We start from the raw sequence: 21,948 nt of genomic DNA, 5'->3' as shown, positions 1-21,948 counted from the left end.
TACCCGTAAGGGCTATCCGTACCGCCTGAGGACGTAATATGACCCACTACCTTGCTTCCTTCCGCCTGTTGATCCTGGCGCTGTGTCTGGCGCTGATCTCCCTGCCGGCCCAGGCCGATCCGGAGCGCAGCCCCGAACAGGTCATTCGCGACAGCGTCGACACCATGATGGGTCAGCTCGAGGGGCGTGAGGATCATTACGCCAACAACCTCGATAAGCTCAAGGCGTTGGTCGACGACAGCCTCGACGAGATCGCCGACTTTCGCTATATCGGCGCCAGCGTGATGGGGCGCTACTTCCAGAACGCTACGCCCCAGCAGCGCTCGCGGTTCGCCAAAACCTTCCGCCAGACACTCATTGATACCTATACCAAAGGCTTGGTGACGTTCGACTATCGGGAGCTGCGGGTGCTGGACAGCCAGCGACCACCGCGTCATGAGGACCAGGCCAGCGTGGCCATGGAAGTGGTGGCAGTGGACGGCAGCGTCTATCCGGTCAGCTACACCCTGCGGCTCAGCAACGGCGAGTGGCGGGTGGTCAACGTGATCGTCAACGGCATCAACCTGGGGCTGACCTTCCGCAACCAGTTCGATCAGGCCATGCGCGACCACGGCCGCGACTACGACGCGGTGATCGACAACTGGGCGCCAGAGCTGGCCGTCGAGGAGCTCGAGGAGGGCGGCGACGCATGAGTCGTCTGCTCGACCGCAACGGCGTCTGTCTTACCGCCGGCCCCGAGGGGCTGGCGGTGAGCGGCGAGGTGGACTTCGACGTGGCCGCGCTGCTGGCCGAGACGGGAACGGCCTGGCTGGCCGAGCAGCCGGCCGGCACCCGGGTGACGCTGGACCTCCGCGGCGTCGACCGTGTCAGCAGCGCCGCCCTGAGCGTGCTGCTGGAGTGGACCCGGCGCGCCCGCGTCGCCGGCGTTCAGATCGAGCGGGTACTGCTCTCTTCCCCCCTGTTACGGCTGACCCGTGTCGCCGGCCTCGATGCCCTGCTGCCGGTCGCGGACTCCCCCGGCGCCTGAGTCGCCATTCGCGCCGCCATCGCCAAGCGCGGCGCTTTTCATTACCATGGGAAGATTCCCTGACCCGGTACCGCCCGATTTCGAGGCGCGTGCCGCCCATTTTCGTATCACAGGAGTTCCGGTTTCCATGCAACCCAGTGACGTCAAGGCGCTGCTCGAGGCCCGCATCGAGGGCTGCGATTTCTATATCCAGGGCGAAGGCTGCAACTTCCAGGTCATCGCCGTGGGCGAGGTGTTCGACGGCCTGTCGCCGGTGAAGCGTCAGCAGCTGGTCTATGGCGCGCTCTCCGAGGAGATCGCCTCCGGGGCGGTCCATGCGCTGAGCCTCAAGACCTACACGCCGACGCAGTGGGCCAGCGCGCCGGAGAACGGTTCGGCACGGAACCAGGATGCCTGACGGGCGAGACACCATGGACAAGTTGATCATTACCGGCAACGGCGCTGCCGACGGCGAAGTCTGGGCCAGCGGCGCGAAGAATGCCGCGCTGCCCATCCTGTGCGCGACGCTGCTGGCCGATGAGCCGGTGACCATCGGCAATCTGCCGCATCTCCAGGACATCACCACCACCCTGGAGCTGCTCGGGCGTATGGGCGTCGAGCCGGTGATGGGCGAGCGGATGAGCATCCAGCTCGATGGGGCCCAGGTGAAGGATTGCCATGCGCCCTATGAGCTGGTCAAGAAGATGCGCGCCTCGATCCTGGTGCTGGGACCTTTGCTGGCCCACTTCGGCCATGCCGACGTCTCGCTGCCGGGGGGCTGCGCCATCGGCTCGCGCCCCGTCGACCTGCATATCCGCGGGCTCGAGGCCATGGGGGCCGTGATCCACGTCGAGGGCGGCTATATCCGCGCACGGGTCGACGGTCGGCTCAAGGGTGCCACCATCTTCTTTGACACCGTGACGGTGACCGGCACCGAGAACCTGCTGATGGCGGCGACGTTGGCCTCCGGCACCACCGTGCTCGAGAATGCCGCCCGGGAACCCGAGGTGGTCGACCTTGCCGAGTGCCTGATCAAGATGGGGGCGAAGATTCGCGGCCACGGCAGCGACACCATCGTCATCGAGGGCGTCGAGCGGCTGCACGGCGCCTATCATGACGTGATGCCCGACCGCATCGAGACCGGCACCTTCCTGGTGGCGGCCGCGGTGACCCGCGGGCGGGTGCGAGTACGCAAGACCCGTGCCGATATCCTCGAGGCGGTGCTGGCCAAGCTGGAGGAGGCCGGCGGTAAGGTCAGCGTTGGCGAAGACTGGATCGAGCTCGACATGCAGGGGCGCCGGCCACGTGCCGTCAACGTGCGCACCGCGCCCTATCCGGCGTTTCCCACCGACATGCAGGCCCAGTTCGTGGCCATGAACGCCGTGGCCGAGGGTACCTCGCGGGTGGTCGAGACCATCTTCGAGAACCGCTTCATGCATGTCCAGGAGCTCAACCGCATGGGCGCGAAGATCGCCCTGGAAGGCAATACGGCGGTGATCGAGGGCGTGGAGCGCCTCTCCGGGGCACCGGTGATGGCCACCGACCTGCGCGCCTCCGCCTCGCTGGTGGTGGCGGCGATGATGGCCGAGGGCGAGACCCTGGTGGATCGTATCTACCACATCGACCGCGGTTACGAATGCATCGAGGAGAAGCTGCAGCTGCTGGGCGCGCGCATCCGCCGGATTCCCGGCTGATCGGCGTCTCGCGACGGCTTCAGCTTCCCCGACCATAGGCGAAACCATGAGCAAGCAACTGATTCTGGCCCTCTCCAAGGGGCGTATTCTCGACGAGACCCTGCCGCTGCTGGCCGATGCCGGGATCACCCCCGCCGAGGACCTGGGCAAGAGCCGCAAGCTGCTGTTCGACACCAACCTGGCCGACGTCAAGCTGGTGATACTGCGGGCCACCGACGTGCCCACCTATGTCCAGTTGGGCGCGGCCGACCTGGGCGTGGCCGGCAAGGACGTGCTGCTCGAGCACGGGGCCGAAGGGCTCTACGAGCCGCTGGATCTCGAGATCGCCAAGTGCAAGCTGATGACGGCGGGTATCAACGGCGCCGAGCCGGCCAGGGCTCGGCGCCGGGTGGCGACCAAGTTCGTCAACGTGGCGCGGCGCTACTACGCCGAACAGGGCATTCAGGCCGAGGTGATCAAGCTGTACGGCGCCATGGAGCTGGCGCCGCTGATGAACCTGGCCGACGAGATCGTCGATATCGTCGACACCGGCAATACCCTGCGGGCCAACGGCATGGCGCCGCGCGAGCTGATCGCACCGATCAGCACCCGGCTGGTGGTCAACAAGGCGGCCATGACCATGAAGCATGCCCGGCTCAAGCCGCTGATCGCACGCCTCGGTGAGGCGGTGCGCAAGCGCCGGGTCGGCGAGGCCGTTGCGACCCCCTGATGCCGCCATCGCGCCGGCGACACCCTTTGCTTTCATCTTGACAGAGGCGGAACCAAGCATGAGCGAAATTCTAGAGGCCGTTGAACTGGCACGGCTCTCCACCGGCGATGCCGACTTCGATGCGCGTCTCGATGCACTGCTGGCCTGGGAAGGCGTCTCCGATGCCGCGGTGCAGCAGCGGGTGGACGAGATCATTGCTGCCGTCCGAACCCGTGGCGATGCCGCCCTGGTCGAGGCCAGCAACCGCTTCGACCGGCTGTCGGCAACGAGCATGGCCGACCTGACCCTGGGGCCGGCCCGCCTGGAGCAGGCCTATGCGAACCTGCCCGAGGCCCAGCGCCAGGCCCTGGCGCAGGCCGCCGAGCGCATCCGCGCTTACCACGAGCGCCAGAAGTCGGCGTCCTGGTCGTTCACCGAGGCCGACGGCACCGTGCTCGGGCAGCAGGTCAGTGCCCTGGACCGCGCCGGCATCTACGTGCCGGGCGGCAAGGCCGCCTACCCGTCATCGGTGCTGATGAACGCCATTCCCGCCCATGTGGCGGGGGTGCGCGAGATCGTCATGGTGGTACCCACGCCCGATGGTGTGCTCAACGAGCTGGTGCTGGCGGCGGCCCATCTGGCGGGGGTGGATCACGTCTTCACCGTCGGTGGTGCCCAGGCGGTGGCGGCGCTGGCCTACGGTACCGAAAGCGTGCCCCGGGTCGATAAGATCGTCGGGCCCGGCAACATCTATGTGGCGACCGCCAAGCGCGCCGTGTTCGGCCAGGTGGGCATCGACATGATCGCCGGTCCCTCGGAGATCCTGGTGGTCTCCGACGGCGGCACCGACCCCGAGTGGCTGGCCATGGATCTGTTCTCCCAGGCCGAGCACGACGAGGATGCCCAGGCCCTGCTGGTGAGCTGGGATGCGGCGCACCTGGAGGCGGTGGAGGCCGCCATCGAGCGCCTGCTGCCGACACTCGAGCGCGAGGCCATCGTGCGCGAATCGCTGGCGCGTCGTGGGGCGCTGATCCATTGCCGTGACCGTGAAGAAGCCGTGGCGCTGATCAACCGCATCGCGCCGGAGCATCTGGAGCTCTCCATGGGCGACCCGGAGGCGTTGCTGCCCGAGGTGCGCCACGCCGGGGCCATCTTCATGGGGCGCTACACCGCCGAGGCGCTGGGCGACTACTGCGCCGGCCCCAACCACGTGCTGCCCACTTCGGGTACGGCGCGCTTCTCCTCCCCGCTGGGCGTCTACGACTTCCAGAAGCGCTCCTCGATCATCCACTGTTCGCCGGAGGGTGCCGCTGCGTTGGGGGAAGTGGCATCAACGCTGGCTCGCGGCGAGGCGCTGACGGCCCACGCCCGCTCCGCGGAGTATCGCATTCCGCCCAAGGCCTGAGGGCGCTCGCCGCACTGCGGTGACACTAGCTGTGGCCCTGCGCTGAACCAGCCGGCCCCGCCATGTGGCGGGGTCGGCTGCGTTATTTTGGGGGGCAGCGGTCAGCGGCTGGGGAGGCGCCGCTCGGGCTGCGGCCGCTCGCCCACTTCCAGGTCGATGTCGAGTCGCCCGCCGCTGCGCACCACGGTCAGCGGCAGAGTGGCGCCGGGCTGGATCGCGGCAATGTCGCTCATCGCCACCCGGGCGTCGACGATGGGGCGTCCGTCGACCTCGAGCAGCACGTCGCCGGGGCGCAGGCCGGCCCGGGCGGCGGGGCCGTCGGGGACCACGCCGGCGATGACCACCCCGCGCGGGGCCTGGAGGCCGAAGGAGGCAGCCAGCTCCGGGGTCATCTCCTGGGCCTCGATGCCCAGCCAGCCGCGAATTACCCGGCCCTGGGTCACCAGCGCATCGAGGATGCTGTGGGCCAGCCGGGTGGGGATGGCGAAGCCCACTCCCTGGGAGCCGCCGGAGCGCGAGAAGATGGCGGTGTTGATGCCCACCAAGGCGCCCTCGGCGTTGATCAGGGCGCCGCCGGAGTTGCCTGGGTTGATGGCCGCATCGGTCTGGATGAAGTCCTCATAGGCGGTCAGGCCGAGGTGGCTGCGGCCGGTGGCGCTGATGATCCCCATGGTCACCGTCTGGCCGACGCCGAAAGGATTGCCGATGGCCAGGGCCACATCGCCGATGGCCACGTCGGTGGTGTCGGAGAGCTCGATCACCGGCAAGTCGTCGAGCTGGATGCGCAGCACCGCGAGATCGCTTTCCGGATCGGTGCCGATTACCTCGGCCAGGGTCTCGCGGCCGTCGCGTAGGGCGACCTGGATCTCGTCGGCGCCGTCGATCACATGGTGGTTGGTCAGCACGTAACCGTCCGCGCTGACGATGACGCCGGAGCCGAGGCTGGAGAGCAGGCGCTGCTGGCTGGGCAGGTCATCGGCGAAGAACTGGCGGAAGAAGGGGTCCGACATCAGCGGGTGCTGTTCGTGCTCGACGACCCGTGAAGAGTAGACGTTGACCACCGCCGGTGCGGCTTTTTCCACCGCCCTGGAGTAGCTTGCCGGTCCCTGGTCGCGGCTCAGGGGGGCGGCCTGGCGCACATCCGGAGTGGGGCGCGTGGCTGCCTCGCGCGAGGCGCTGGGGTCGACCAGCGGCTGGGCGGGCGGTACCGCCGGAGGCTGTACGGCCGGCGGCGGCGAAGCCGAGCGGCCTATCAGCTGGGGAAAGGTGTTGAGCAGTACAATGGCCAGCAGCACACCGGTGATGACGGGCCATGCGTAGGCGGCGAGCGAACGGCGCATGGAGCGTTTTCCTGGTTGGCGGGGGCCTCGCTGGTCTCCCGCGCAGTCGTTATGATGGGGCCAGTGTAACATTGGCGATAAACCACTGTCCGGAGGCCTGGATGATTTCCCGCGATGAGCTGACAAGGGCGTGCGATACGCTGCTCGACGCTGCCCGTTTCAAGGACTACACCGTCAACGGCCTGCAGGTGGCCGGCCGGGAGGGGGTGGTCCGCGTGATGAGCGGAGTCACCGCCTGCCAGGCGCTGCTCGACGAAGCGGTGGCCTGGCAGGCCGACCTGCTGCTGGTGCACCACGGCTATTTCTGGAAGAACGAGCCGGTGGCCATCACCGGCATCAAGCAGCGGCGGTTGCGCACCCTGCTGCTCCACGACATCAGCCTGCTCGCCTACCACCTGCCGCTGGATGCCCATGCCCGGCTGGGCAACAACGCCGAGCTGGGGCGCCGGCTGGGTTTCGAGGTCGATGGCTGTGCCGACGGCGAGCTCGGCGAGGGGCTGGTGTGGTTGGGGCGGCCGGCGAGTCCGCTGAGCCCGGCTAGCCTGGCGGCGCGTCTCGGTGAGACTCTCGCGCGGGAGCCGCTGCTGATCGAGGCGCCGGAGGGCGGGGAGATCCGCCGCGTCGCCTGGTGTACCGGCGGTGCCCAGGACATGATCACCCTGGCCTGGGAGAGCGGCGCCGATGCCTTCATCTCCGGGGAGATCTCCGAGCGAACCACCCATCTGGCCCGGGAGCTGGGCATTCACTACCTGGCCGCGGGGCATCACGCTACCGAACGCTATGGGGTCCAGGCGCTGGGTGAGTGGCTGTCTCGGGAGTTCGGCATCGAACACCGCTTCGTGGATATCGACAACCCCGCCTGACGAGCCGGCGCGGCGGTCGGCAATCTGCTCAGTAGCGTGGCGGTTGGGGAGCGTCGGCGTCCTCGCCCTTGAGGCCGAAGTCTTCGGATAGGGTGCCGCGCGTGCCGTCGGCATAGTCCCGGGGCGCGGGCACCTCGTCGCCCTCGGCGTCCGGGGTGGGCAGGCTGCCGATGTCCAGGCCGCGGGTGGGGCGAGGCTTGCCGCCAAGGTCGGTGGCGTCCTCGGTCAGGCGGTGTTCCAGGGCGCGGGCCTCACGCTGAATATTGCTCACCATGGCGCCGATGGCGGCAAAGTGGTCGCCCAGGTGGCTGCGTGTCTCGCTCAGCTCCCGCTCGCGTTCGGCGAGCCGCTGACGCAGCTGCTGTACCTGGCCGGCCCCGCCGCTGAGCAGCCGATAGCCCACCGCGCCGATGCCCGTTCCGGCCAGCAGGCTGGCAATCGCCAGTATCCAGTTGATGTTGCCGTATTCCACTTGGTTCTCCATTAGTGCTCGTGTCCGCGACCGAGTGCTCGTGTCCGTGACCGGGATTAGCGACCGACAGTGCAGGGCGCCGCTGGCGCTGTCCGGCGGCCCATTATAGGGGTGGCGGCGTCCGCTCGGTCAACGCGTGGGTGACTTTCCTGTGCCTGGCGGTGTGGATGCGTATAATACTTGGCTTGCGAACCTTCGAGCCAAGCGAGCCAGGAATAGCCATGTGCGCGACTGTGCCCCCTGTGGGGTCCTCAGAGGTCGTCGGTAGCACGCCTTTGCAGCGCTACCGCGCCGATCTCGAACGCGATGACTTTCAGCATGATCCGGCCCAGGAGCGGGCCATCGAACACCTCCAGCGCCTTCACGACGCCCTGCTGGCGGCGCCGCGCACCGAGCCCCGCGCGGTGACCACCGGCCGCGGCCTCAAGTCGCGGGTCGCCGGTCTGCTGGGGCGTCGGACCAGTCCGGCCGACGAGCCGGTGCTCCCCGATATCCAGGGTCTCTACCTGTGGGGCGGGGTAGGGCGCGGCAAGACCTACCTGATGGACGTCTTTCATGAGTCGCTGCCCTTTCCGGACAAGATGCGCACCCACTTTCACCGTTTCATGCAGCGGGTGCATAACGAGCTGGAGCACTACAAAGGCGAGAAAAATCCGCTGACGCTGATCGCTGGCAAGTTTGCCGCCGAGGCGCGGGTGATCTGTTTCGACGAGTTCTTCGTCAAGGACATCACCGATGCGATGATCCTGGCCAACCTGCTCGAGGCGCTGTTCCAGCGCGGGGTGGTGCTGGTGGCGACCTCCAACATCGTGCCGGACGAGCTCTACAAGGACGGCCTGCAGCGGGCGCGCTTCCTGCCTGCCATCGAGCTGCTCAATCGCCACTGCAAGGTGGTCAACGTCGATAGCGGCATCGACTATCGGCTGCGGGCCCTGGAGCGCGCCGAGATCTTCCATGCGCCGCTGGACGAGGCGGCCGAAGTCGAGCTGGCGCGTAGCTTTCGCGAGATCGCCGGCCAGGCGGGCGAGCAAGAGGTGCCCATCGAGATCAACCACCGGGTGCTGCATGCCCGCCGCCTTCATGACGACGTGGTGTGGTTCGAGTTTCGCGAGCTTTGTGACGGGCCGCGCAGCCAGAACGACTACATCGAGCTGGCGCGGGAGTATCACACCGTGCTGGTCTCCAACGTCACCCGCATGAGCGGTGCGACCGACGATCAGGCGCGGCGCTTCATCAACCTGGTCGACGAGTTCTACGATCGCGGCGTCAAGCTGCTGATGTCGGCGGAGGCGCCGGCCGAGCAGCTGTATGCCGATGGGCGCCTCACGTTCGAGTTCCAGCGCACCCTGTCGCGGCTGCAGGAGATGCAGTCCCACGAGTACCTGGCGCTGCCCCACAAGCCGTGATTGCCTCTTACCCTGGGCGCGGGAGTCGTGTAGAATGCCGCCTCGCTCGAACGTTGTCGGCGCTCGCCGGCAACCAAGAAAAATAGGGATGATCCCTCGTCGGCTCGGCCGGCGGCAGGATCCAATACATCGATTGTGGTGATTTCATCCATGAAGACGTTCACTGCTAAGCCGCAGTCCGTCCAGCGCGACTGGTATGTCGTCGACGCTGCGGACAAGACGCTCGGCCGCCTGGCCACCGAAATCGCTCGTCGCCTGCGCGGCAAGCACAAGCCGGAGTTCACCCCCCACGTCGATACCGGCGACTATATCGTCGTGATCAACGCCGAGAAGGTGAAGGTGACCGGCAACAAGGCCCAGGCCAAGACCTACTACCGCCACACCGGCTATCCGGGTGGGCTGCGTTCCATGAATTTCGAAAAGATGATCGCTCACGCTCCCGAGCGGGTCATCGAGTCCGCTGTCAAGGGCATGCTGCCGAAGGGCCCCCTGGGTCGCGCCATGTATTCCAAGCTGAAGGTCTACGCGGGTGCCGAGCATCCGCACGCCGCCCAGCAGCCGCAAGAACTGAACATCTGAGGGGGTCATCGCCATGACACAGCACTATTACGGTACCGGGCGCCGCAAGACGTCCACCGCTCGCGTTTTCCTCAAGCCGGGCACCGGCAAGATCACCGTCAACAGCCGTGAGCTGGACCAGTATTTCGGTCGCGTCACCGGCCGTATGGTGGTGCGCCAGCCGCTGGAGCTCACCGAGACCCTCGGTCAGTTCGACGTCTATGTGACCGTCAAGGGCGGCGGTGGCTCCGCCCAGGCGGGCGCCATTCGTCACGGCATCACCCGTGCCCTGATGGCCTACAACGAGGACTTCCGTCCTGCGCTGCGGGCCGCGGGCTACGTGACCCGTGACGCCCGTCAGGTCGAGCGTAAGAAAGTCGGTCTGCGCAAGGCGCGTCGTCGCCCGCAGTTCTCCAAGCGCTGATTCAGCGCTTGTTGGCAAAAAAAGCCCGGGCCATTGCCTGGGCTTTTTTCTTTTTTATCAGTGAATTGCATTGAGAATTACACCTTGGTCAGGCCCTCTTTGCCTTGTGCCTCGCCGTGTGATTCCTTAAGATGTGGCGGATTTGGTATCCGTGGTCGCGGGACACCAACCCCCGTGATGGATCAACGGGTAAGCTGATGGGAGAAACCAGAAAATGGCAGATAACGGCGTAAACAAAGGGCGGCGCCGTCTGCTCCTGGGTGCCACCACCGTTGTGGGTGCGGTGGGTGCCGTGGGAGTGGCGGTTCCCTTTGTGGCTTCCTGGCAGCCAAGTGCCAGGGCAAGAGCGGCGGGGGCGCCGGTCCAGGCGGATATTTCCAAGCTGGAACCGGGGCAGCGGATAACCGTGGAGTGGCGCGGCCGTCCGGTGTGGATCGTCAAGCGCACCCAGGACATGATCGAGCGTACCGAAAACTTCGACCCTGCTCGCCTGGTCGATCCCGATTCCACGGCTCCACAGCAGCCGCCGTATGTCACCGGCCCGCTGCGTTCCATCAGGCCCGATATCTCGGTGCTGATCGGCATCTGTACCCACCTGGGGTGTTCGCCGCTCTTTCGCCCGGAGCCCGACGACGTGGACATGGCGGCCTGGCCGGGCGGCTATTTCTGCCCCTGTCACGGCTCCTACTTCGACCTCTCGGGCCGCGTATTCCGCAACGTGCCGGCGCCGTCCAACCTGGAGGTGCCGCCGTACCGCTTTGAGACCGACGACATCATCATCGTCGGTGAAGACGAGGAGGTTGCGTGATGGGTAATCCGAATCGGGTCAAGGCGGAAAGCGGCATCATGCGCTGGGTCGATGATCGCTTCCCCGCCACGCAGATGTGGCAGGATCATCTCTCCAAGTACTACGCCCCCAAGAATTTCAATTTCTGGTACTTCTTCGGCTCGCTGGCGATGCTGTTGCTGGTCAACCAGATCCTCACCGGGGTGTGGCTGACCATGAGCTACAACCCCTCCGGCGAGGGCGCCTTCGCGTCGGTCGAGTACATCATGCGCGACGTGGAGTACGGCTGGCTGATCCGCTACATGCACTCCACCGGCGCATCGGCCTTCTTCGTGGTCATCTATCTGCACATGTTCCGCGCCCTGCTGTACGGGTCCTACAAGGCGCCGCGCGAGCTGGTGTGGATCTTCGGCATGGCCATCTACCTGCTGCTGATGGCAGAAGCCTTCATGGGCTATCTGCTGCCCTGGGGCCAGATGTCCTACTGGGGCGCCCAGGTGATCATCTCGCTGTTCGCGACCATTCCGTTCATCGGTCCCGATCTGGCGCAGTGGATTCGTGGCGACTTCCTGATCTCCGGCATTACCCTGAACCGCTTCTTCGCCCTGCACGTGGTGGCATTGCCCATCGTGATCCTGGCGCTGGTGGTGCTGCATATCATCGCCCTGCATGAAGTCGGGTCCAACAATCCCGACGGCATCGACATCAAGGAGAAGAAGGACGAATCCGGCAAACCGCTGGACGGCATTCCCTTCCATCCCTACTACACCGTAAAAGACATCTTCGGTGTGGCGGTGTTCCTGTTCGTCTTCGCAATGGTGATCTTCTACTTCCCCGAGGGTGGCGGCTACTTCCTCGAGCGGCCCAACTTCGAACCGGCCAACCCGATGGTGACCCCGGACCATATCGCCCCGGTGTGGTACTTCACGCCCTTCTACGCCATCCTGCGTGCGATCACCTTCGACATTGGCCCCCTGCAGGCCGAGTTCCTCGGCGTGGTCTTCATGGGCGGTGCCATTGCGGTGTTGTTCGTGCTGCCCTGGCTCGATCGCAGCCCGGTACGCTCCATGCGCTATAAGGGGTGGATGTCCAAGGTGGCGCTGCTGCTCTTCGCAATCAGCTTCGTGATCCTGGGGATCCTGGGGGCCATTCCGGCCACGCCGATTCGTACCGCGGTGGCACAGCTGTGCACGGTGCTCTACTTCGCCTTCTTCCTGCTGATGCCGCTGTACACCAAGCTGGAGAAGTCCAAACCCGTTCCGGAAAGGGTGACTGGCTAATGAAAAAGCAACTGTTCGCACTGCTCTTCGCGCTGGTGCCGTTCACGGCCATGGCGGCGCCGCTGCCTGAACAGCCCTTCTCGATGACGCCGGATATCAACGATCAGGCGTCCCTGCAGCGGGGCATGCAGCTCTATGTCAACTACTGCATGAGCTGTCATGCGCTGGAGCATCAGCGTTTCTCACGTGCAGCGACAGATCTGGGCATGCCCCAGGATCTGGTGGAGGAGAACCTGATCTTCTCCTCCGACCTGGCCTTCAATGACCAGATGCACATCGCCATGCAGCCGGGTGACTCCGAAAACTGGTTCGGCGTGGCGCCGCCTGATCTGACGCTGTTCAACCGGGTAAAGGGACCGGACTACATCTACTCCTATCTGCTGGGGTTCTACCGAGATCCTGACCAGTTGCTCGGTGTCAACAACATCGTGCTGGAGGCGCCGGCCATGCCCAACGTGCTCGAGCCACTGCAGGGTGTGCAGGAGATGGTGTGCGCCGAGACTGACCGGCCCATCGAGGGGGCGGAGCTCGACCCCCTGACCGGCAAGTACCAGTCCTGCGAGGTGCTGCAGATCACCCGTCCCGGCGCCATGGAGCCCGACGAGTTCGAGGAAGCGGTCTATGACCTGACCAACTTCCTGGTCTATGTCGGCGAGCCCTCCAGACTGCATGCCCAGACCCTGGGGCCGAAGGTGCTGATCTTCCTCTTCATCTTCGGTGTGCTGGCCTATCTGCTCAAGCGTGAGTACTGGCGCGACATTCACTGAGAGTGTGACTGAGACGGTGTCACTGACTTAGTGTGATGTATCGTGCAGCAGGGGGCGCATGGCCGCGGGCCATGCGCCCCCTGTGTCGTATGCTGCGCCTGGCGGCGCAAGTGGATGCGCCCCGCCGAGCGGGGGCGTGTTATCATCCCGGTTCGATTTGATGCGAGGATTGTTTCATGGGTGTAGTGGCCAAGCGGTCGTCGATGATCTTCTACTCTGGAAGCGATGACCACTTCAGTCATCGCGTGCGCATCGTACTCGCCGAAAAAGGCGTGGCGGTGGATATCGTCGAGGTCAATGGCGACCAGCGCCCCGAAGAGCTTGCCGATCTCAACCCCTACAACAGCGTGCCGACGCTGCTCGACCGGGAGCTGGTGCTCTACGAGTCCAAGGTGATGATGGAGTATCTCGACGAGCGCTTCCCTCATCCGCCGCTGCTGCCTGTCTATCCGGTGGCACGGGCCCAGAGCCGGCTGTGGATGCACCGGATCGAGCGTGAATGGTGCCCGCTGGTCGAGCAGATCGAGCAGGGGTCGAAGAAGGAGGCCGAGAAGGCGCGCAAGGAGCTGCGCGAGAGCCTGGTCGGCATTTCGCCGATCTTCGAGGACATGCCGTACTTCATGAGCGAGGAGTTCTCGCTGGTGGACTGCTGCATCGCGCCGATTCTCTGGCGGATGCCGGTGCTTGGCATCGAGCTCCCCGAGAAGCAGGTCAAGCCGCTGATGACGTACATGGAGCGGCTGTTCGAGCGCGACGCCTTTATTGCCTCGCTCAGCGAGAACGAGCGCGAGATGCGCACCTGAAAGCGGCGCCGGGCCCAGCCCGGCGCCCAGACACGGAGGAGGGCACTGATGCTATCGAGCCGTCCCTACATTGCCCGTGGCCTCTATGAGTGGCTGCTGGACAACGAGCAAACCCCCTACATCGTCGTCGATGCCGAGCAGGCCGGTGTCAGGGTGCCCCGGCAGTTCGTGCAGAACGGCCAGATCGTGCTCAACGTGGGTCCCACCGCGGTGCGCGATCTGCATATCGAGAACGATGCCATCACTTTCCATGCCCGCTTCGGCGGTCAGCCGATGCAGGTGGTCGTGCCCATGCCGGCGCTGGTGGCGCTGTATGCCCGCGAGAACGGCGTGGGCATGGTCTTCGGCCATGAGCCGGTGATGCCGGCGCCCGCGGCCCAGGAGCCGGAGGAGGAGGTCTCATCCGAGCGTCCCGGGCTCGCCAGCGTGGAGCGTGACAGCGCCGAGGACGCCCCTGGCGAAGAGGGCGAGGCGGGCGATGAAGCGCCGCCCACCAAGGGTCGGCCGTCGCTGCGGGTGATCAAGTAGCCGGTTAGGCGCCGCTTGGCGGCGTCATCCAACGACGACGGCAGGCCCCGGGGCCTGCCGTCGTCGTTTCGGTTGCTTATCTCGAGGTCAGTCCAGGTAGTCGAATACCTTGACGATGCGCTGGACGCCGCCGATTCGTGAGATGGCATCGACGATGCGGTCGGACTCGGCGCGAGTGACGATCCCCATCACATAGACGCTGGCGTTCTCGGTGATGAAGCGCAAGCGGCCGGTGTCGATGGTCTCGTCGGTGGCCAGGCTGGTGCGGATGCGGGTGTTGAGCCAGGTGTCGGAGAGGCGCTGGCTGGCGGGCAGGTTGGCGGCGATGGCCAGCTCGTTGTGCACGTCGCGCACGTTGCGCACCTCGCTGGCTACCTCGGTGGCCTTTTGCTTGAGCTCCTGGCTGGGCACCTGGCCGGTGAGCAGCACCACGCCGTTGTAGCTGTCGACGTTGATGCGGGCATCCCCCAGGCGGGCGTCACGGCGCCGCAGATTGTGGGCGATCTTGGTCTCGATGCTCTCGTCCTCGACCTGGGCGCCGAGGGTGCGCTTGCCGTAGTTCTCCTCGATGGCGCCGGGGTTGGTCACGCCGGCGACGGTGGTACAGCCGCCCAGGACCAGCGCGGCAGAAACAAGAAGAAGCAGGGACAGTGTCTTGAAGGGCATGGGGGTTACTCGCTGCTGCCGAAGAGTTGTTCGTCGATGAGGTCGCACAGGCAGTGGATCACCAGCAGGTGGACCTCCTGGATACGGGCGGTAGAGGTGGCAGGAACGCGGATCTCGCAGTCGTCCTGGCCGAGCAGCGAGGCCATGTCGCCGCCGTCGCGGCCGGTCAGGGCCACCACCGCCATGTCCCGGTCGTGGGCCGCCTGGATGGCCTGGACGACATTGGCGGAGTTGCCGCTGGTGGAGATCGCCAGCAGGATATCGCCGGGCTGGCCCAGGGCGCGAACCTGCTTGGAGAATACCTCATTGTAGCTATAGTCGTTGGCGATCGAGGTCAGCGTCGAGGTGTCGGTGGTCAAGGCCAGGGCCGGCAGGCTGGGTCGCTCGCGTTCGAACCGGTTGAGCAGCTCGGAGGAAAAGTGCTGGCAGTCGCCGGCGCTGCCGCCGTTGCCGCAGGCGAGAATCTTGCCCTCGTTGACCAGGGTTTGCACCATCATCTGGCTGGCCACCTCGATGAAGGGGGGCAGCACCTCGCTGGCGTAGGTCTTGGTATCGAGGCTGGCGTTGAAGTGACCGAGTATGCGCTGCTGGAAATCCATTCTGTCGTCCTGATCCTGGGGGCCTGTCGCTCTGATCCTGGGAGGGTCACGCCTGTCAGAACGCTTCGAAGGCGCCCTGCACCCACTCGAAATCGAGCTCGGGCGGGGTGCCGGTCACGGCCAGGGCGTCGAAGCGGCAGGGACATGATAGCCGGTTGCGGGCGAGATAAAAACGCGCGGCACGGATCAGTCGGCGCTGCTTGGCGGCGGTGATGGTTTCCAGCGGATGGCCGTGGCGCGAGTCGGCTCGGTGGCGCACCTCGACGAACACCAGGGTGTCGCCGTGGCGCATCACCAGATCCAGTTCACCGCCCTTGGCATGCTGGTTGGCCGCCTCCAGGGTCAGGCCGCGAGCGGTGAGCCACTGCGCGGCGAGGCGTTCGATTCGCTCGCCGCGGGCCCGGGCGTCAGTCGACCGGGGCATCGAGACGGCCATCCTCGATCAGCTCGCCGTTGGGCAGGTGGGCGCCGCCGTTGCCCAGCGGGTCGCTGCCGAACAGGTCGATGGTGAGGATCGGCTGCGGCACCCCCCGTTCGAAGCGCGCCCAGGGCAGATGCCGCTGGATGCGGCCGTCCGCGGCGGGCACCAGGGTGCCGGTGGCGCCGAACAGCTGGCTGTCGGGCATCAGTTGGAACTGCGGCAGGCGCCGCGCCAGCTCATAGGCGTCCACGCCCATGGCCATCAGGCGAAACACCGAGGGGTCGGCGTCGCTGCGCAGCTGGCGATAGCTGTCCGCATAGGGCAGGGCTTCCACCCCGCCCACGGCGGCATCGGGGATCTGCCAGGGGATGTCGAGGAAGTTGACGGCGTCCAGGTCATGGTCCAGCAGCGGCTGAGGGCGCCCTTCGAAGAGGTGGGAGGTGGCATAGATCGGCAGGCCGGCAGCGTCGTAGTACTCCAGGGTGGGCGGAACCTGGCGAGCGTAGCTGGGCAGCGCCAGCAAAAACAGCATGTCGGGTCTGCCGCCGGCCAGGGCGCGCCGGGTGCTCTCGGTGGCCGAGCCCCCCGGGTTATAGGCCACCACGTTGGTCACGGTGCCGTCGAGGCGTCGCCACTCGCGCTCGAAGGCGCGGCCGACCCGGTTGCCCCACTCGTTGTCGGGTATCAGCAGGGCGCTACGGCGGTGGCCGTCTTCGCGGCCGCGGCGCGCCACCTGGCGGGCCTCGTCCTCGGCGGAGAGGCCGTATTGAAAGAGTCCCCGGGCACGGTTGGTCTCGCCATGCCCGTAGTTGAGGCCGAGGGTCGGCAGCGGGACCTGGTCGCGGTTTTCCAGCTCGGTGATCTGATCCTTGTCGAGGGGGCCGATGACCACCTGGGCGCCGCGACTGCGCGCCTCCTCGTAGAGCATGTCGAGATTGCCATGGCTGGCGTCGAGGAAGGTCAGGCGCACCCCGCCGTTGCGCTCGGCGGTGGCCTGGTGGTGGGCTCGCATGCCGTCGCGGATCGCTTCGGCCACGCTGGCCAGCGGGCCCGATTCGGGCAGGAAGACGGCGATATGCTGGACCTGCTGGCCACGCAGCTCGCGCAGCGCCGCGAGATCGCTTGGGACCCGTCGGGCGGCGGGGTGGCGGACGTTGCGCTCGCGCCACGTCTCCAGGCGCTCGGACAGACGCTGCACATCGCCGCCGCTGTCGCGCACCAGTCCGGCCAGCGTGAGCCAGCCCAGCGTCAGTTCATCGGCGCCATCGCGCATGGCATCGAGCTCGGATCGCTCCAGGCGGGTCAGCGAGGCCCAGATCGTCTCGTTGAGGACATCCCGGTCGGTATGCGACTGCACTCGCATCAGCGACTCGGCGGCGGCACGGTGCTCGCCGATCTCGGCCAGTGCCTTGCCCTGGCGCTCGCGCAGGATCAGGCCGGCGTCTCGCGGCAGGTCGATCTCGCCGAGCAGCTGGCCGGCCTGGATCACCGCGGAGGGATCGCCCTCGGCCTCGCCGAGCTCGGAGAGCAGCATGGCCCAGCGCAGGCGCTGATCGTCGGGGAGTCGGCGGTCGTCGAGCTCGGCGGCAATCGCCAGCGCCTGGGTGCGCTGGCCCTGGCGTGCTAGGATATCGGCCGCTTCGAGCCGGCTGATGGCCGCCCGCTCGGGCTCCTGCTGGCGGGCCTGCTCGAGCAGCGCGCCCGGATCGTCGGGGAGGCGCTCGACCGGCCCGGGCTGGTAGGCGCAGCCGCCGAGCAGCAGGGCTGCGAACGCAGCGGCCAGCAGGCCGCGTGGCGTCTTGTCCATGGATACATTTCCCTTCGTCGTCTTCGCTTGCCGGGAGCCCTTCAATGTCAGACTCGAGCTCAGGCTCATTGTACGTGGTCGCCACGCCGATTGGGAATCTGGACGACCTGAGCCCGCGGGCCGCCCGGGTGCTGGGCGAGGTGGCGCTGGTCGCCGCCGAGGATACGCGGCATACCGCGCGCCTGCTGCGCCACCTGGGGCTTTCGGTGCCGATGCTGTCGCTGCACGAGCACAACGAGGCGGCGCGGGTCGACCAGCTCGATGCCCGGCTGGCCGCCGGCGAGGATATCGCTCTGGTCTCCGATGCCGGCACGCCGCTGATCAGCGACCCGGGCTTCGTGCTGGTGCGCGAACTGCGTGCCCGTGGGCGGCGTATCGTGCCGCTGCCCGGTCCCTGTGCGCTGGTGGCGGCCCTGAGTGCCGCCGGGCTGCCCACCGACCGCTTCCTGTTCCAGGGCTTCCTGCCGGCCAAGGGGGGCGGGCGCCGGTCCCGCCTGGAGGGGCTGGCGGGGCGCGAGGAGACGCTGGTGTTCTATGAGTCGCCCCATCGTATTCGCGACACCCTGGCCGACCTCGAGGCCTGTTTCGGGGCGCGCCGCCTGGTGTTGGCCCGCGAGCTGACCAAGACCTTCGAGACCTTCCTCGACGGCACACCGGCGGCCTTGCTGGCGCGCCTGGCCGACGATCCGGACCAGGCCCGCGGCGAGTTCGTCATCATGGTGGCGGGTGCCGAGCCGCGGCCCGATCAGGAGACGGCGGCGGTGGAGGCCGAGGCGTTGCTCGGCGCCCTGCTGGACGAAGGGGTCGGGGTCAAGCAGGCCGCCGCCGTGGCCGCCCGGCTGCTGGGGGGAACGAAGAAAACCTGGTACGCCCGGGCCCAGGCCCTCAAGGAGCGGCGTTGAACTGGCGCGGAAAGACGTTGAGGGGGCCTGGGTGCACTGGTATTCTTGCGCTCGGAGTCGGCCAGACGGTCGCCGCTGGCGTCGGTCCTCGCGATCGGTGCCGGGGGAGGAAAGTCCGGGCTCCATAGGGCAGGGTGCCAGGTAACGCCTGGGCGGCGCGAGCCGACGGAAAGTGCAGCAGAGAGTAGACCGCCTACGTCTCCTTTGGGAGGCCGGCAAGGGTGAAAGGGTGCGGTAAGAGCGCACCGCGCGCCTGGTAACAGTGCGTGGCAAGGTAAACCCCACCCGGAGCAAGACCAAATAGGCCCCCGACGGTGTGGCCCGCACTGGGGGCGGGTAGGTTGCTTGAGGGCCGCGGTGACGTGGCTCCTAGATGAATGACTGTCCTCGACAGAACCCGGCTTATCGGCCGACTCCCTCCGTAATGTTCGCGTCGCGTTTCGGCTATCGCTACCTGGCTCGCCGGAGCGTGGCGCACCATGATCCTGAACCGAGAAGCGCATGTCGTCATCCGCCCCTGAAACGGCCCCTCGCGGCTTTCGCCATGCCAGTGTGCTGCTCGACGGCGCCGTCGAGGCACTCGTGCACGATCCTTGCGGCATCTATCTGGACGGCACCTTCGGGCGTGGCGGGCATTCGCGGGCGATTCTCGCGCGCCTGGCGCCCCAGGGGCGCCTGCTGGCCATGGATCGCGATCCCCAGGCCATCGCCGAGGCGGCGTCCATCGATGACCCGCGATTTGCGATCGCCCAGGACGAGTTCGCCCGGCTGGGTGAGCTCGCCCGACGCGAGGGGCTGCACGGGCGCCTGTCCGGGGTGCTGCTCGACGTGGGCGTCTCCTCGCCGCAGCTCGATGACCCCGAGCGCGGTTTCAGCTTCCTGCGTGACGGGCCGCTGGACATGCGCATGGACCCCGGCCGTGGGGAGAGCGCCGCGGACTTTCTGGCCCGCGCCAAGGAGGCGGAGATCGCCGAGGTCTTCAAGCGCTACGGCGAGGAGCGCTATGCCCGGCGCCTGGCCCGGGCGGTGGTGGCGCGACGCGGCGAGCGCCCCTTCGAGCGCACCGCCGACCTGGCCGAGGTGATCAAGGCCGCCCACCCGGCCTGGGAGAAGGGCAAGCATCCGGCGACCCGCGTTTTCCAGGCTTTGCGCATCCAGGTCAACGGCGAGCTGGATCAGCTCGACGCGGCCCTGGCGGCGGCGCTGGAGGCGCTGGCGCCGGGCGGCCACCTGGTGGTGATCAGCTTCCACTCCCTGGAGGATCGCCGGGTCAAGCGCTTCATTCGCGAGCATGTGCGTGGCGACACCGGGTTGCCGCGCGGCATGCCGATCCGTGAAGATCAGATCGAGCGGCGGCTGGAGGCCCTGGGCAAGGCGCAGCGTCCTCACGCCGCCGAAGTCGATGCCAATCCGCGTGCCCGCAGCGCGGTAATGCGCGTGGCGCGCAAGCTGGCCTGAGGCACGGCATGACTCACGGACGACCGACCCCCGCTTCCTTCCGCTTCGGCGGCTCCTTGAGCCGGTTGATCGACCCCCGGCTACTGCTGGTGGCGGTGCTGGTGCTGGCCTGCCTGGTCACAGCCACGGCCGCGGTCGGCACCAGCCACCTGACCCGCGAGCAGTACGCTCGCCTGCAGCAGCTCGAGCGCGAGCGCGACCAGTTGCAGACCGAATGGGGGCAGCTGCTGCTGGAGGAGAGCGCCTGGTCATCGCCGGCGCGGATCGAGCGCCTGGCCGTGGAGCGGCTGGAGATGCGCCTGCCCGGGGTCGACGAGGTCGAGGTGATCCGCCCATGAGGGCCGAGCCGCGCAGCGGCGTGACGCCGCGTCGACGCCCCCCCTCGGCGCCCATGGGGCAGGCACGCTATCTGCTGGTGCTGGGGCTGGTGGTGATCGGCCTGCTGCTGCTGACCGGACGCATCGTCACCCTGCATGTCATCGACCGTCCCTTTCTGCAGGGGCAGGGCGATGCGCGCATCCTGCGGACCCAGGCGCTGAGCGCCCATCGCGGCATGATCAGCGACCGCCACGGTGAACCGCTGGCCATCTCGACCCCGGTGGTGACCCTGTGGGCCAATCCCCAGGAGGTGCCGGAGGATCCGATCCAGCGCCTGCAGCTGGCCCACGCGCTGAATCTCTCCCTGGACGATCTCGATGCCCGCCTCGAGCGCTTCGCGTCCCGGGAGTTCATGTACCTGCGCCGTCAGCTGACCCCCGCCGCCGCCCAGCGGGTGGTCGACCTGCGCGTGCCTGGCGTCTATGCCCAGCACGAGTACAAACGCTACTACCCGGCCGGCGAGGTGGCCGCCCAGCTGCTGGGGGTGACCAACGTCGACGACAAGGGCCAGGAGGGGCTGGAGCTTGCCTACCAGCCCTACCTGGCCGGCACGCCGGGGCAGCGGCGGGTGATGCAGGACCGCCGCGGCCGCCTGGTGCGCGACCTGGCGCTGCTGCGCGAGGCGCAGCCGGGCGGCGAGCTGACCCTGGCCATTGACCAGCGCCTGCAGTACATGGCCTATCGTGAACTTAAGGCGGCGGTGGCCGAGCACCAGGCCGATGGTGGCGTGGTGGTGATGATGGACGCCCGCACCGGCGAGGTGCTGGCCATGGCCAACCAGCCCTCCTACAACCCCAACAACCGTGCCGGCCTCGACCCTCGCGGGCTGCGCAACCAGGCCATCGTCGATGTCTTCGAGCCCGGCTCGGTGGTCAAGCCGCTGGCCATGGCGGCGATCATGGAGAGCGGCCGCTTCGACCGCGATGTGGTCGTCGATACCTCGCCGGGCTGGATGATGCTCGACCGCTTCACCATCCGGGACATTCGCAACTACGGCGAGCTGGACCTGGCCGGTATCCTCGAGAAGTCATCGAATATCGGTATGTCCAAGCTGGTGCTGGAGCTCGACGAGCCGCTGGTGCCGGAGCTCTACCGGCGCCTGGGCTTCGGCCAGAGCACCGAGACCGGCTTTCCCGGCGAGGCGGTCGGCAACCTGCCGGCGCCGGTGCGCTGGTCGCGCAGCCAGTGGGCGGCGCTCTCCTATGGCTACGGACTGTCGGTGTCGGCCCTGCAGCTGGCCAGCGCCTACACCGCCCTGGCCAACGGCGGGGTGCGCCTGCCGCCGTCGCTGCTCAAGCTGCCCGAGGCGCCGCCCGGCACCCAGGTCATCGACTCGGCGGTGGCCCATGATCTGCTGCGCATCATGGAGGAGTCCGTGCAGCCCGGCACCGGCGGGCGCCGCGCCGGGGTGCCCGGCTACCGCGTTGCCGGTAAGACCGGCACGGTGCGCAAGACCTCGGCGCGGGGCTATGAGCGGGAAGCCTACCGCAGCCTCTTCGCCGGGGTGGCGCCGGTCTCCGACCCGCGCATCGTTACCATCGTGATGATCGACCATCCGCGCGGCGGTGATTTCTTCGGCGGTGCCGTGGCGGCCCCGGTGTTCTCACGGGTCACCGGCGGTGCCCTGCGGCTGCTCGATGTGCCGCCCGACCAGCGTTCGCGCTGAGCGTCCTTCAACTCCTGACAGAGGTATGCC

The 21,948-nt window shown here is 67.3% G+C and carries 25 protein-coding genes and 1 other RNA gene; 20 read left to right on the top strand and 6 right to left on the bottom strand.

Annotated elements, in window-relative coordinates; genetic code table 11:
• The first annotated feature begins 38 nt into the window (after positions 1-38).
• The 6 genes from HOP52_RS01505 to hisD all read left to right on the top strand — a co-directional run bounded on the left by HOP52_RS01505 (position 39) and on the right by hisD (position 4,793).
• Positions 39-692 carry an MlaC/ttg2D family ABC transporter substrate-binding protein gene (locus HOP52_RS01505; protein WP_238975257.1) on the top strand — a complete coding sequence of 218 codons (654 nt, stop codon included), beginning with the start codon at positions 39-41 and terminating at the stop codon, positions 690-692.
• Positions 689-1,027: an STAS domain-containing protein gene (locus HOP52_RS01500; protein ID WP_238975255.1), complete on the top strand. Its 339-nt coding sequence runs from the start codon at positions 689-691 to the stop codon at positions 1,025-1,027. The genes HOP52_RS01505 and HOP52_RS01500 overlap by 4 nt, the downstream gene beginning before the upstream one ends.
• Before the next feature lie 127 nt (positions 1,028-1,154).
• The gene (locus HOP52_RS01495) at positions 1,155-1,424 is read left to right on the top strand and encodes a BolA family protein (RefSeq protein WP_238975253.1); all 270 of its coding nucleotides are present in this window, start codon (positions 1,155-1,157) and stop codon (positions 1,422-1,424) included.
• Positions 1,425-1,437: 13 nt separating this feature from the next.
• Positions 1,438-2,700, top strand: coding sequence for a UDP-N-acetylglucosamine 1-carboxyvinyltransferase (murA, locus tag HOP52_RS01490; protein WP_238975251.1), 1,263 nt, complete (start codon positions 1,438-1,440; stop codon positions 2,698-2,700).
• A 46-nt stretch (positions 2,701-2,746) separates the two neighbouring features.
• Positions 2,747-3,409 (top strand): ATP phosphoribosyltransferase, encoded by a 663-nt coding sequence (gene hisG / locus HOP52_RS01485; protein WP_238975249.1) that lies wholly within the window; start codon positions 2,747-2,749, stop codon positions 3,407-3,409.
• 58 nt (positions 3,410-3,467) lie between these two features.
• Positions 3,468-4,793: a histidinol dehydrogenase gene (gene hisD / locus HOP52_RS01480; protein WP_238975247.1), complete on the top strand. Its 1,326-nt coding sequence runs from the start codon at positions 3,468-3,470 to the stop codon at positions 4,791-4,793.
• 101 nt (positions 4,794-4,894) lie between these two features.
• Here the strand turns inward: hisD and HOP52_RS01475 are convergent, their stop codons facing one another.
• A complete protein-coding gene (locus HOP52_RS01475) occupies positions 4,895-6,133 on the bottom strand; it encodes a Do family serine endopeptidase (protein WP_238975245.1) in 1,239 nt (412 codons plus the stop codon).
• A gap of 101 nt (positions 6,134-6,234) precedes the next feature.
• On the opposite strand from HOP52_RS01475, the gene HOP52_RS01470 reads away from it, so the two are divergent.
• Positions 6,235-6,996, top strand: a complete 762-nt coding sequence (locus HOP52_RS01470; protein ID WP_238975243.1) for a Nif3-like dinuclear metal center hexameric protein — start codon at positions 6,235-6,237, stop codon at positions 6,994-6,996.
• A 28-nt stretch (positions 6,997-7,024) separates the two neighbouring features.
• Here HOP52_RS01470 and HOP52_RS01465 read toward each other — a convergent pair whose 3' ends face one another.
• Entirely contained in the window at positions 7,025-7,480 is a 456-nt protein-coding gene (locus tag HOP52_RS01465; protein ID WP_238975241.1) for a Z-ring associated ZapG family protein, read from the bottom strand.
• 209 nt (positions 7,481-7,689) lie between these two features.
• Between HOP52_RS01465 and zapE the strand changes: the two genes are divergently transcribed.
• From zapE to HOP52_RS01425, 8 genes are all read left to right on the top strand, one after another.
• Positions 7,690-8,874, top strand: coding sequence for a cell division protein ZapE (gene zapE, locus HOP52_RS01460; RefSeq protein ID WP_238975239.1), 1,185 nt, complete (start codon positions 7,690-7,692; stop codon positions 8,872-8,874).
• Positions 8,875-9,024: 150 nt separating this feature from the next.
• Positions 9,025-9,453 carry a 50S ribosomal protein L13 gene (rplM, locus tag HOP52_RS01455; protein ID WP_238975237.1) on the top strand — a complete coding sequence of 143 codons (429 nt, stop codon included), beginning with the start codon at positions 9,025-9,027 and terminating at the stop codon, positions 9,451-9,453.
• 13 nt (positions 9,454-9,466) lie between these two features.
• Positions 9,467-9,856: a 30S ribosomal protein S9 gene (gene rpsI, locus HOP52_RS01450; protein ID WP_238975235.1), complete on the top strand. Its 390-nt coding sequence runs from the start codon at positions 9,467-9,469 to the stop codon at positions 9,854-9,856.
• A gap of 214 nt (positions 9,857-10,070) precedes the next feature.
• Positions 10,071-10,664, top strand: a complete 594-nt coding sequence (petA, locus tag HOP52_RS01445; protein WP_238975233.1) for a ubiquinol-cytochrome c reductase iron-sulfur subunit — start codon at positions 10,071-10,073, stop codon at positions 10,662-10,664.
• Complete coding sequence (locus HOP52_RS01440) at positions 10,664-11,923, top strand: cytochrome b (protein WP_238975231.1); 1,260 nt, start codon at positions 10,664-10,666, stop codon at positions 11,921-11,923. The genes petA and HOP52_RS01440 overlap by 1 nt, the downstream gene beginning before the upstream one ends.
• A complete protein-coding gene (locus HOP52_RS01435; protein ID WP_238975229.1) occupies positions 11,923-12,690 on the top strand; it encodes a cytochrome c1 in 768 nt (255 codons plus the stop codon). Before HOP52_RS01440 ends, HOP52_RS01435 begins: the two co-directional genes overlap by 1 nt.
• A 176-nt stretch (positions 12,691-12,866) precedes the next feature.
• A complete protein-coding gene (sspA, locus tag HOP52_RS01430; protein ID WP_238975227.1) occupies positions 12,867-13,493 on the top strand; it encodes a stringent starvation protein SspA in 627 nt (208 codons plus the stop codon).
• 48 nt (positions 13,494-13,541) lie between these two features.
• On the top strand, positions 13,542-14,021 hold the full coding sequence (locus HOP52_RS01425) for a ClpXP protease specificity-enhancing factor (protein ID WP_238975225.1): 480 nt from the start codon (positions 13,542-13,544) through the stop codon (positions 14,019-14,021).
• A gap of 87 nt (positions 14,022-14,108) precedes the next feature.
• Here the strand turns inward: HOP52_RS01425 and HOP52_RS01420 are convergent, their stop codons facing one another.
• From HOP52_RS01420 to HOP52_RS01405, 4 genes are read right to left on the bottom strand one after another with little or no spacing between them, the layout of a single operon-like run.
• Entirely contained in the window at positions 14,109-14,687 is a 579-nt protein-coding gene (locus tag HOP52_RS01420; protein WP_238975223.1) for a BON domain-containing protein, read from the bottom strand.
• 5 nt (positions 14,688-14,692) lie between these two features.
• Positions 14,693-15,286, bottom strand: coding sequence for a phosphoheptose isomerase (locus HOP52_RS01415; RefSeq protein WP_238975221.1), 594 nt, complete (start codon positions 15,284-15,286; stop codon positions 14,693-14,695).
• Positions 15,287-15,341: 55 nt separating this feature from the next.
• The gene (locus HOP52_RS01410; protein ID WP_238975219.1) at positions 15,342-15,710 is read right to left on the bottom strand and encodes a YraN family protein; all 369 of its coding nucleotides are present in this window, start codon (positions 15,708-15,710) and stop codon (positions 15,342-15,344) included.
• The gene (locus HOP52_RS01405) at positions 15,694-17,514 is read right to left on the bottom strand and encodes a penicillin-binding protein activator (RefSeq protein WP_238975217.1); all 1,821 of its coding nucleotides are present in this window, start codon (positions 17,512-17,514) and stop codon (positions 15,694-15,696) included. The genes HOP52_RS01410 and HOP52_RS01405 overlap by 17 nt, the downstream gene beginning before the upstream one ends.
• Positions 17,515-17,558: 44 nt before the next feature.
• On the opposite strand from HOP52_RS01405, the gene rsmI reads away from it, so the two are divergent.
• The 5 genes from rsmI (at position 17,559) to HOP52_RS01380 (ending at position 21,918) form a co-directional block, all read left to right on the top strand.
• On the top strand, positions 17,559-18,416 hold the full coding sequence (gene rsmI / locus HOP52_RS01400) for a 16S rRNA (cytidine(1402)-2'-O)-methyltransferase (RefSeq protein ID WP_238975215.1): 858 nt from the start codon (positions 17,559-17,561) through the stop codon (positions 18,414-18,416).
• A gap of 53 nt (positions 18,417-18,469) precedes the next feature.
• An RNA gene (gene rnpB, locus HOP52_RS01395) (RNase P RNA component class A) lies at positions 18,470-18,837 on the top strand.
• A gap of 80 nt (positions 18,838-18,917) precedes the next feature.
• On the top strand, positions 18,918-19,874 hold the full coding sequence (rsmH, locus tag HOP52_RS01390; RefSeq protein WP_238975213.1) for a 16S rRNA (cytosine(1402)-N(4))-methyltransferase RsmH: 957 nt from the start codon (positions 18,918-18,920) through the stop codon (positions 19,872-19,874).
• 8 nt (positions 19,875-19,882) lie between these two features.
• A complete protein-coding gene (gene ftsL / locus HOP52_RS01385; protein WP_238975211.1) occupies positions 19,883-20,212 on the top strand; it encodes a cell division protein FtsL in 330 nt (109 codons plus the stop codon).
• A gap of 53 nt (positions 20,213-20,265) precedes the next feature.
• Positions 20,266-21,918 carry a peptidoglycan D,D-transpeptidase FtsI family protein gene (locus tag HOP52_RS01380; RefSeq protein ID WP_422677679.1) on the top strand — a complete coding sequence of 551 codons (1,653 nt, stop codon included), beginning with the start codon at positions 20,266-20,268 and terminating at the stop codon, positions 21,916-21,918.
• The last annotated feature ends 30 nt before the right edge of the window (positions 21,919-21,948 follow it).

This window comes from Billgrantia campisalis, from assembly GCF_022341425.1.
GTDB lineage: Bacteria > Pseudomonadota > Gammaproteobacteria > Pseudomonadales > Halomonadaceae > Halomonas > Halomonas campisalis.
The sequence above is the reverse complement of the archived record's forward strand: the minus strand, read 5'-3'. Positions and strand labels throughout refer to the sequence as shown.

Excerpts from the sequence above, each read along its gene's own strand:
- HOP52_RS01505 (WP_238975257.1), top strand. The coding sequence starts at position 39 with ATGACCCACTACCTTGCTTCCTTCCGCCTGTTGATCCTGGCGCTGTGT.
- HOP52_RS01500 (WP_238975255.1), top strand. The coding sequence starts at position 689 with ATGAGTCGTCTGCTCGACCGCAACGGCGTCTGTCTTACCGCCGGCCCC.
- HOP52_RS01495 (WP_238975253.1), top strand. The coding sequence starts at position 1,155 with ATGCAACCCAGTGACGTCAAGGCGCTGCTCGAGGCCCGCATCGAGGGC.
- murA (WP_238975251.1), top strand. The coding sequence starts at position 1,438 with ATGGACAAGTTGATCATTACCGGCAACGGCGCTGCCGACGGCGAAGTC.
- hisG (WP_238975249.1), top strand. The coding sequence starts at position 2,747 with ATGAGCAAGCAACTGATTCTGGCCCTCTCCAAGGGGCGTATTCTCGAC.
- hisD (WP_238975247.1), top strand. The coding sequence starts at position 3,468 with ATGAGCGAAATTCTAGAGGCCGTTGAACTGGCACGGCTCTCCACCGGC.
- HOP52_RS01475 (WP_238975245.1), bottom strand. The coding sequence starts at position 6,133 with ATGCGCCGTTCGCTCGCCGCCTACGCATGGCCCGTCATCACCGGTGTG.
- HOP52_RS01470 (WP_238975243.1), top strand. The coding sequence starts at position 6,235 with ATGATTTCCCGCGATGAGCTGACAAGGGCGTGCGATACGCTGCTCGAC.
- HOP52_RS01465 (WP_238975241.1), bottom strand. The coding sequence starts at position 7,480 with ATGGAGAACCAAGTGGAATACGGCAACATCAACTGGATACTGGCGATT.
- zapE (WP_238975239.1), top strand. The coding sequence starts at position 7,690 with ATGTGCGCGACTGTGCCCCCTGTGGGGTCCTCAGAGGTCGTCGGTAGC.
- rplM (WP_238975237.1), top strand. The coding sequence starts at position 9,025 with ATGAAGACGTTCACTGCTAAGCCGCAGTCCGTCCAGCGCGACTGGTAT.
- rpsI (WP_238975235.1), top strand. The coding sequence starts at position 9,467 with ATGACACAGCACTATTACGGTACCGGGCGCCGCAAGACGTCCACCGCT.
- petA (WP_238975233.1), top strand. The coding sequence starts at position 10,071 with ATGGCAGATAACGGCGTAAACAAAGGGCGGCGCCGTCTGCTCCTGGGT.
- HOP52_RS01440 (WP_238975231.1), top strand. The coding sequence starts at position 10,664 with ATGGGTAATCCGAATCGGGTCAAGGCGGAAAGCGGCATCATGCGCTGG.
- HOP52_RS01435 (WP_238975229.1), top strand. The coding sequence starts at position 11,923 with ATGAAAAAGCAACTGTTCGCACTGCTCTTCGCGCTGGTGCCGTTCACG.
- sspA (WP_238975227.1), top strand. The coding sequence starts at position 12,867 with ATGGGTGTAGTGGCCAAGCGGTCGTCGATGATCTTCTACTCTGGAAGC.
- HOP52_RS01425 (WP_238975225.1), top strand. The coding sequence starts at position 13,542 with ATGCTATCGAGCCGTCCCTACATTGCCCGTGGCCTCTATGAGTGGCTG.
- HOP52_RS01420 (WP_238975223.1), bottom strand. The coding sequence starts at position 14,687 with ATGCCCTTCAAGACACTGTCCCTGCTTCTTCTTGTTTCTGCCGCGCTG.
- HOP52_RS01415 (WP_238975221.1), bottom strand. The coding sequence starts at position 15,286 with ATGGATTTCCAGCAGCGCATACTCGGTCACTTCAACGCCAGCCTCGAT.
- HOP52_RS01410 (WP_238975219.1), bottom strand. The coding sequence starts at position 15,710 with ATGCCCCGGTCGACTGACGCCCGGGCCCGCGGCGAGCGAATCGAACGC.
- HOP52_RS01405 (WP_238975217.1), bottom strand. The coding sequence starts at position 17,514 with ATGGACAAGACGCCACGCGGCCTGCTGGCCGCTGCGTTCGCAGCCCTG.
- rsmI (WP_238975215.1), top strand. The coding sequence starts at position 17,559 with ATGTCAGACTCGAGCTCAGGCTCATTGTACGTGGTCGCCACGCCGATT.
- rsmH (WP_238975213.1), top strand. The coding sequence starts at position 18,918 with ATGTCGTCATCCGCCCCTGAAACGGCCCCTCGCGGCTTTCGCCATGCC.
- ftsL (WP_238975211.1), top strand. The coding sequence starts at position 19,883 with ATGACTCACGGACGACCGACCCCCGCTTCCTTCCGCTTCGGCGGCTCC.
- HOP52_RS01380 (WP_422677679.1), top strand. The coding sequence starts at position 20,266 with ATGGGGCAGGCACGCTATCTGCTGGTGCTGGGGCTGGTGGTGATCGGC.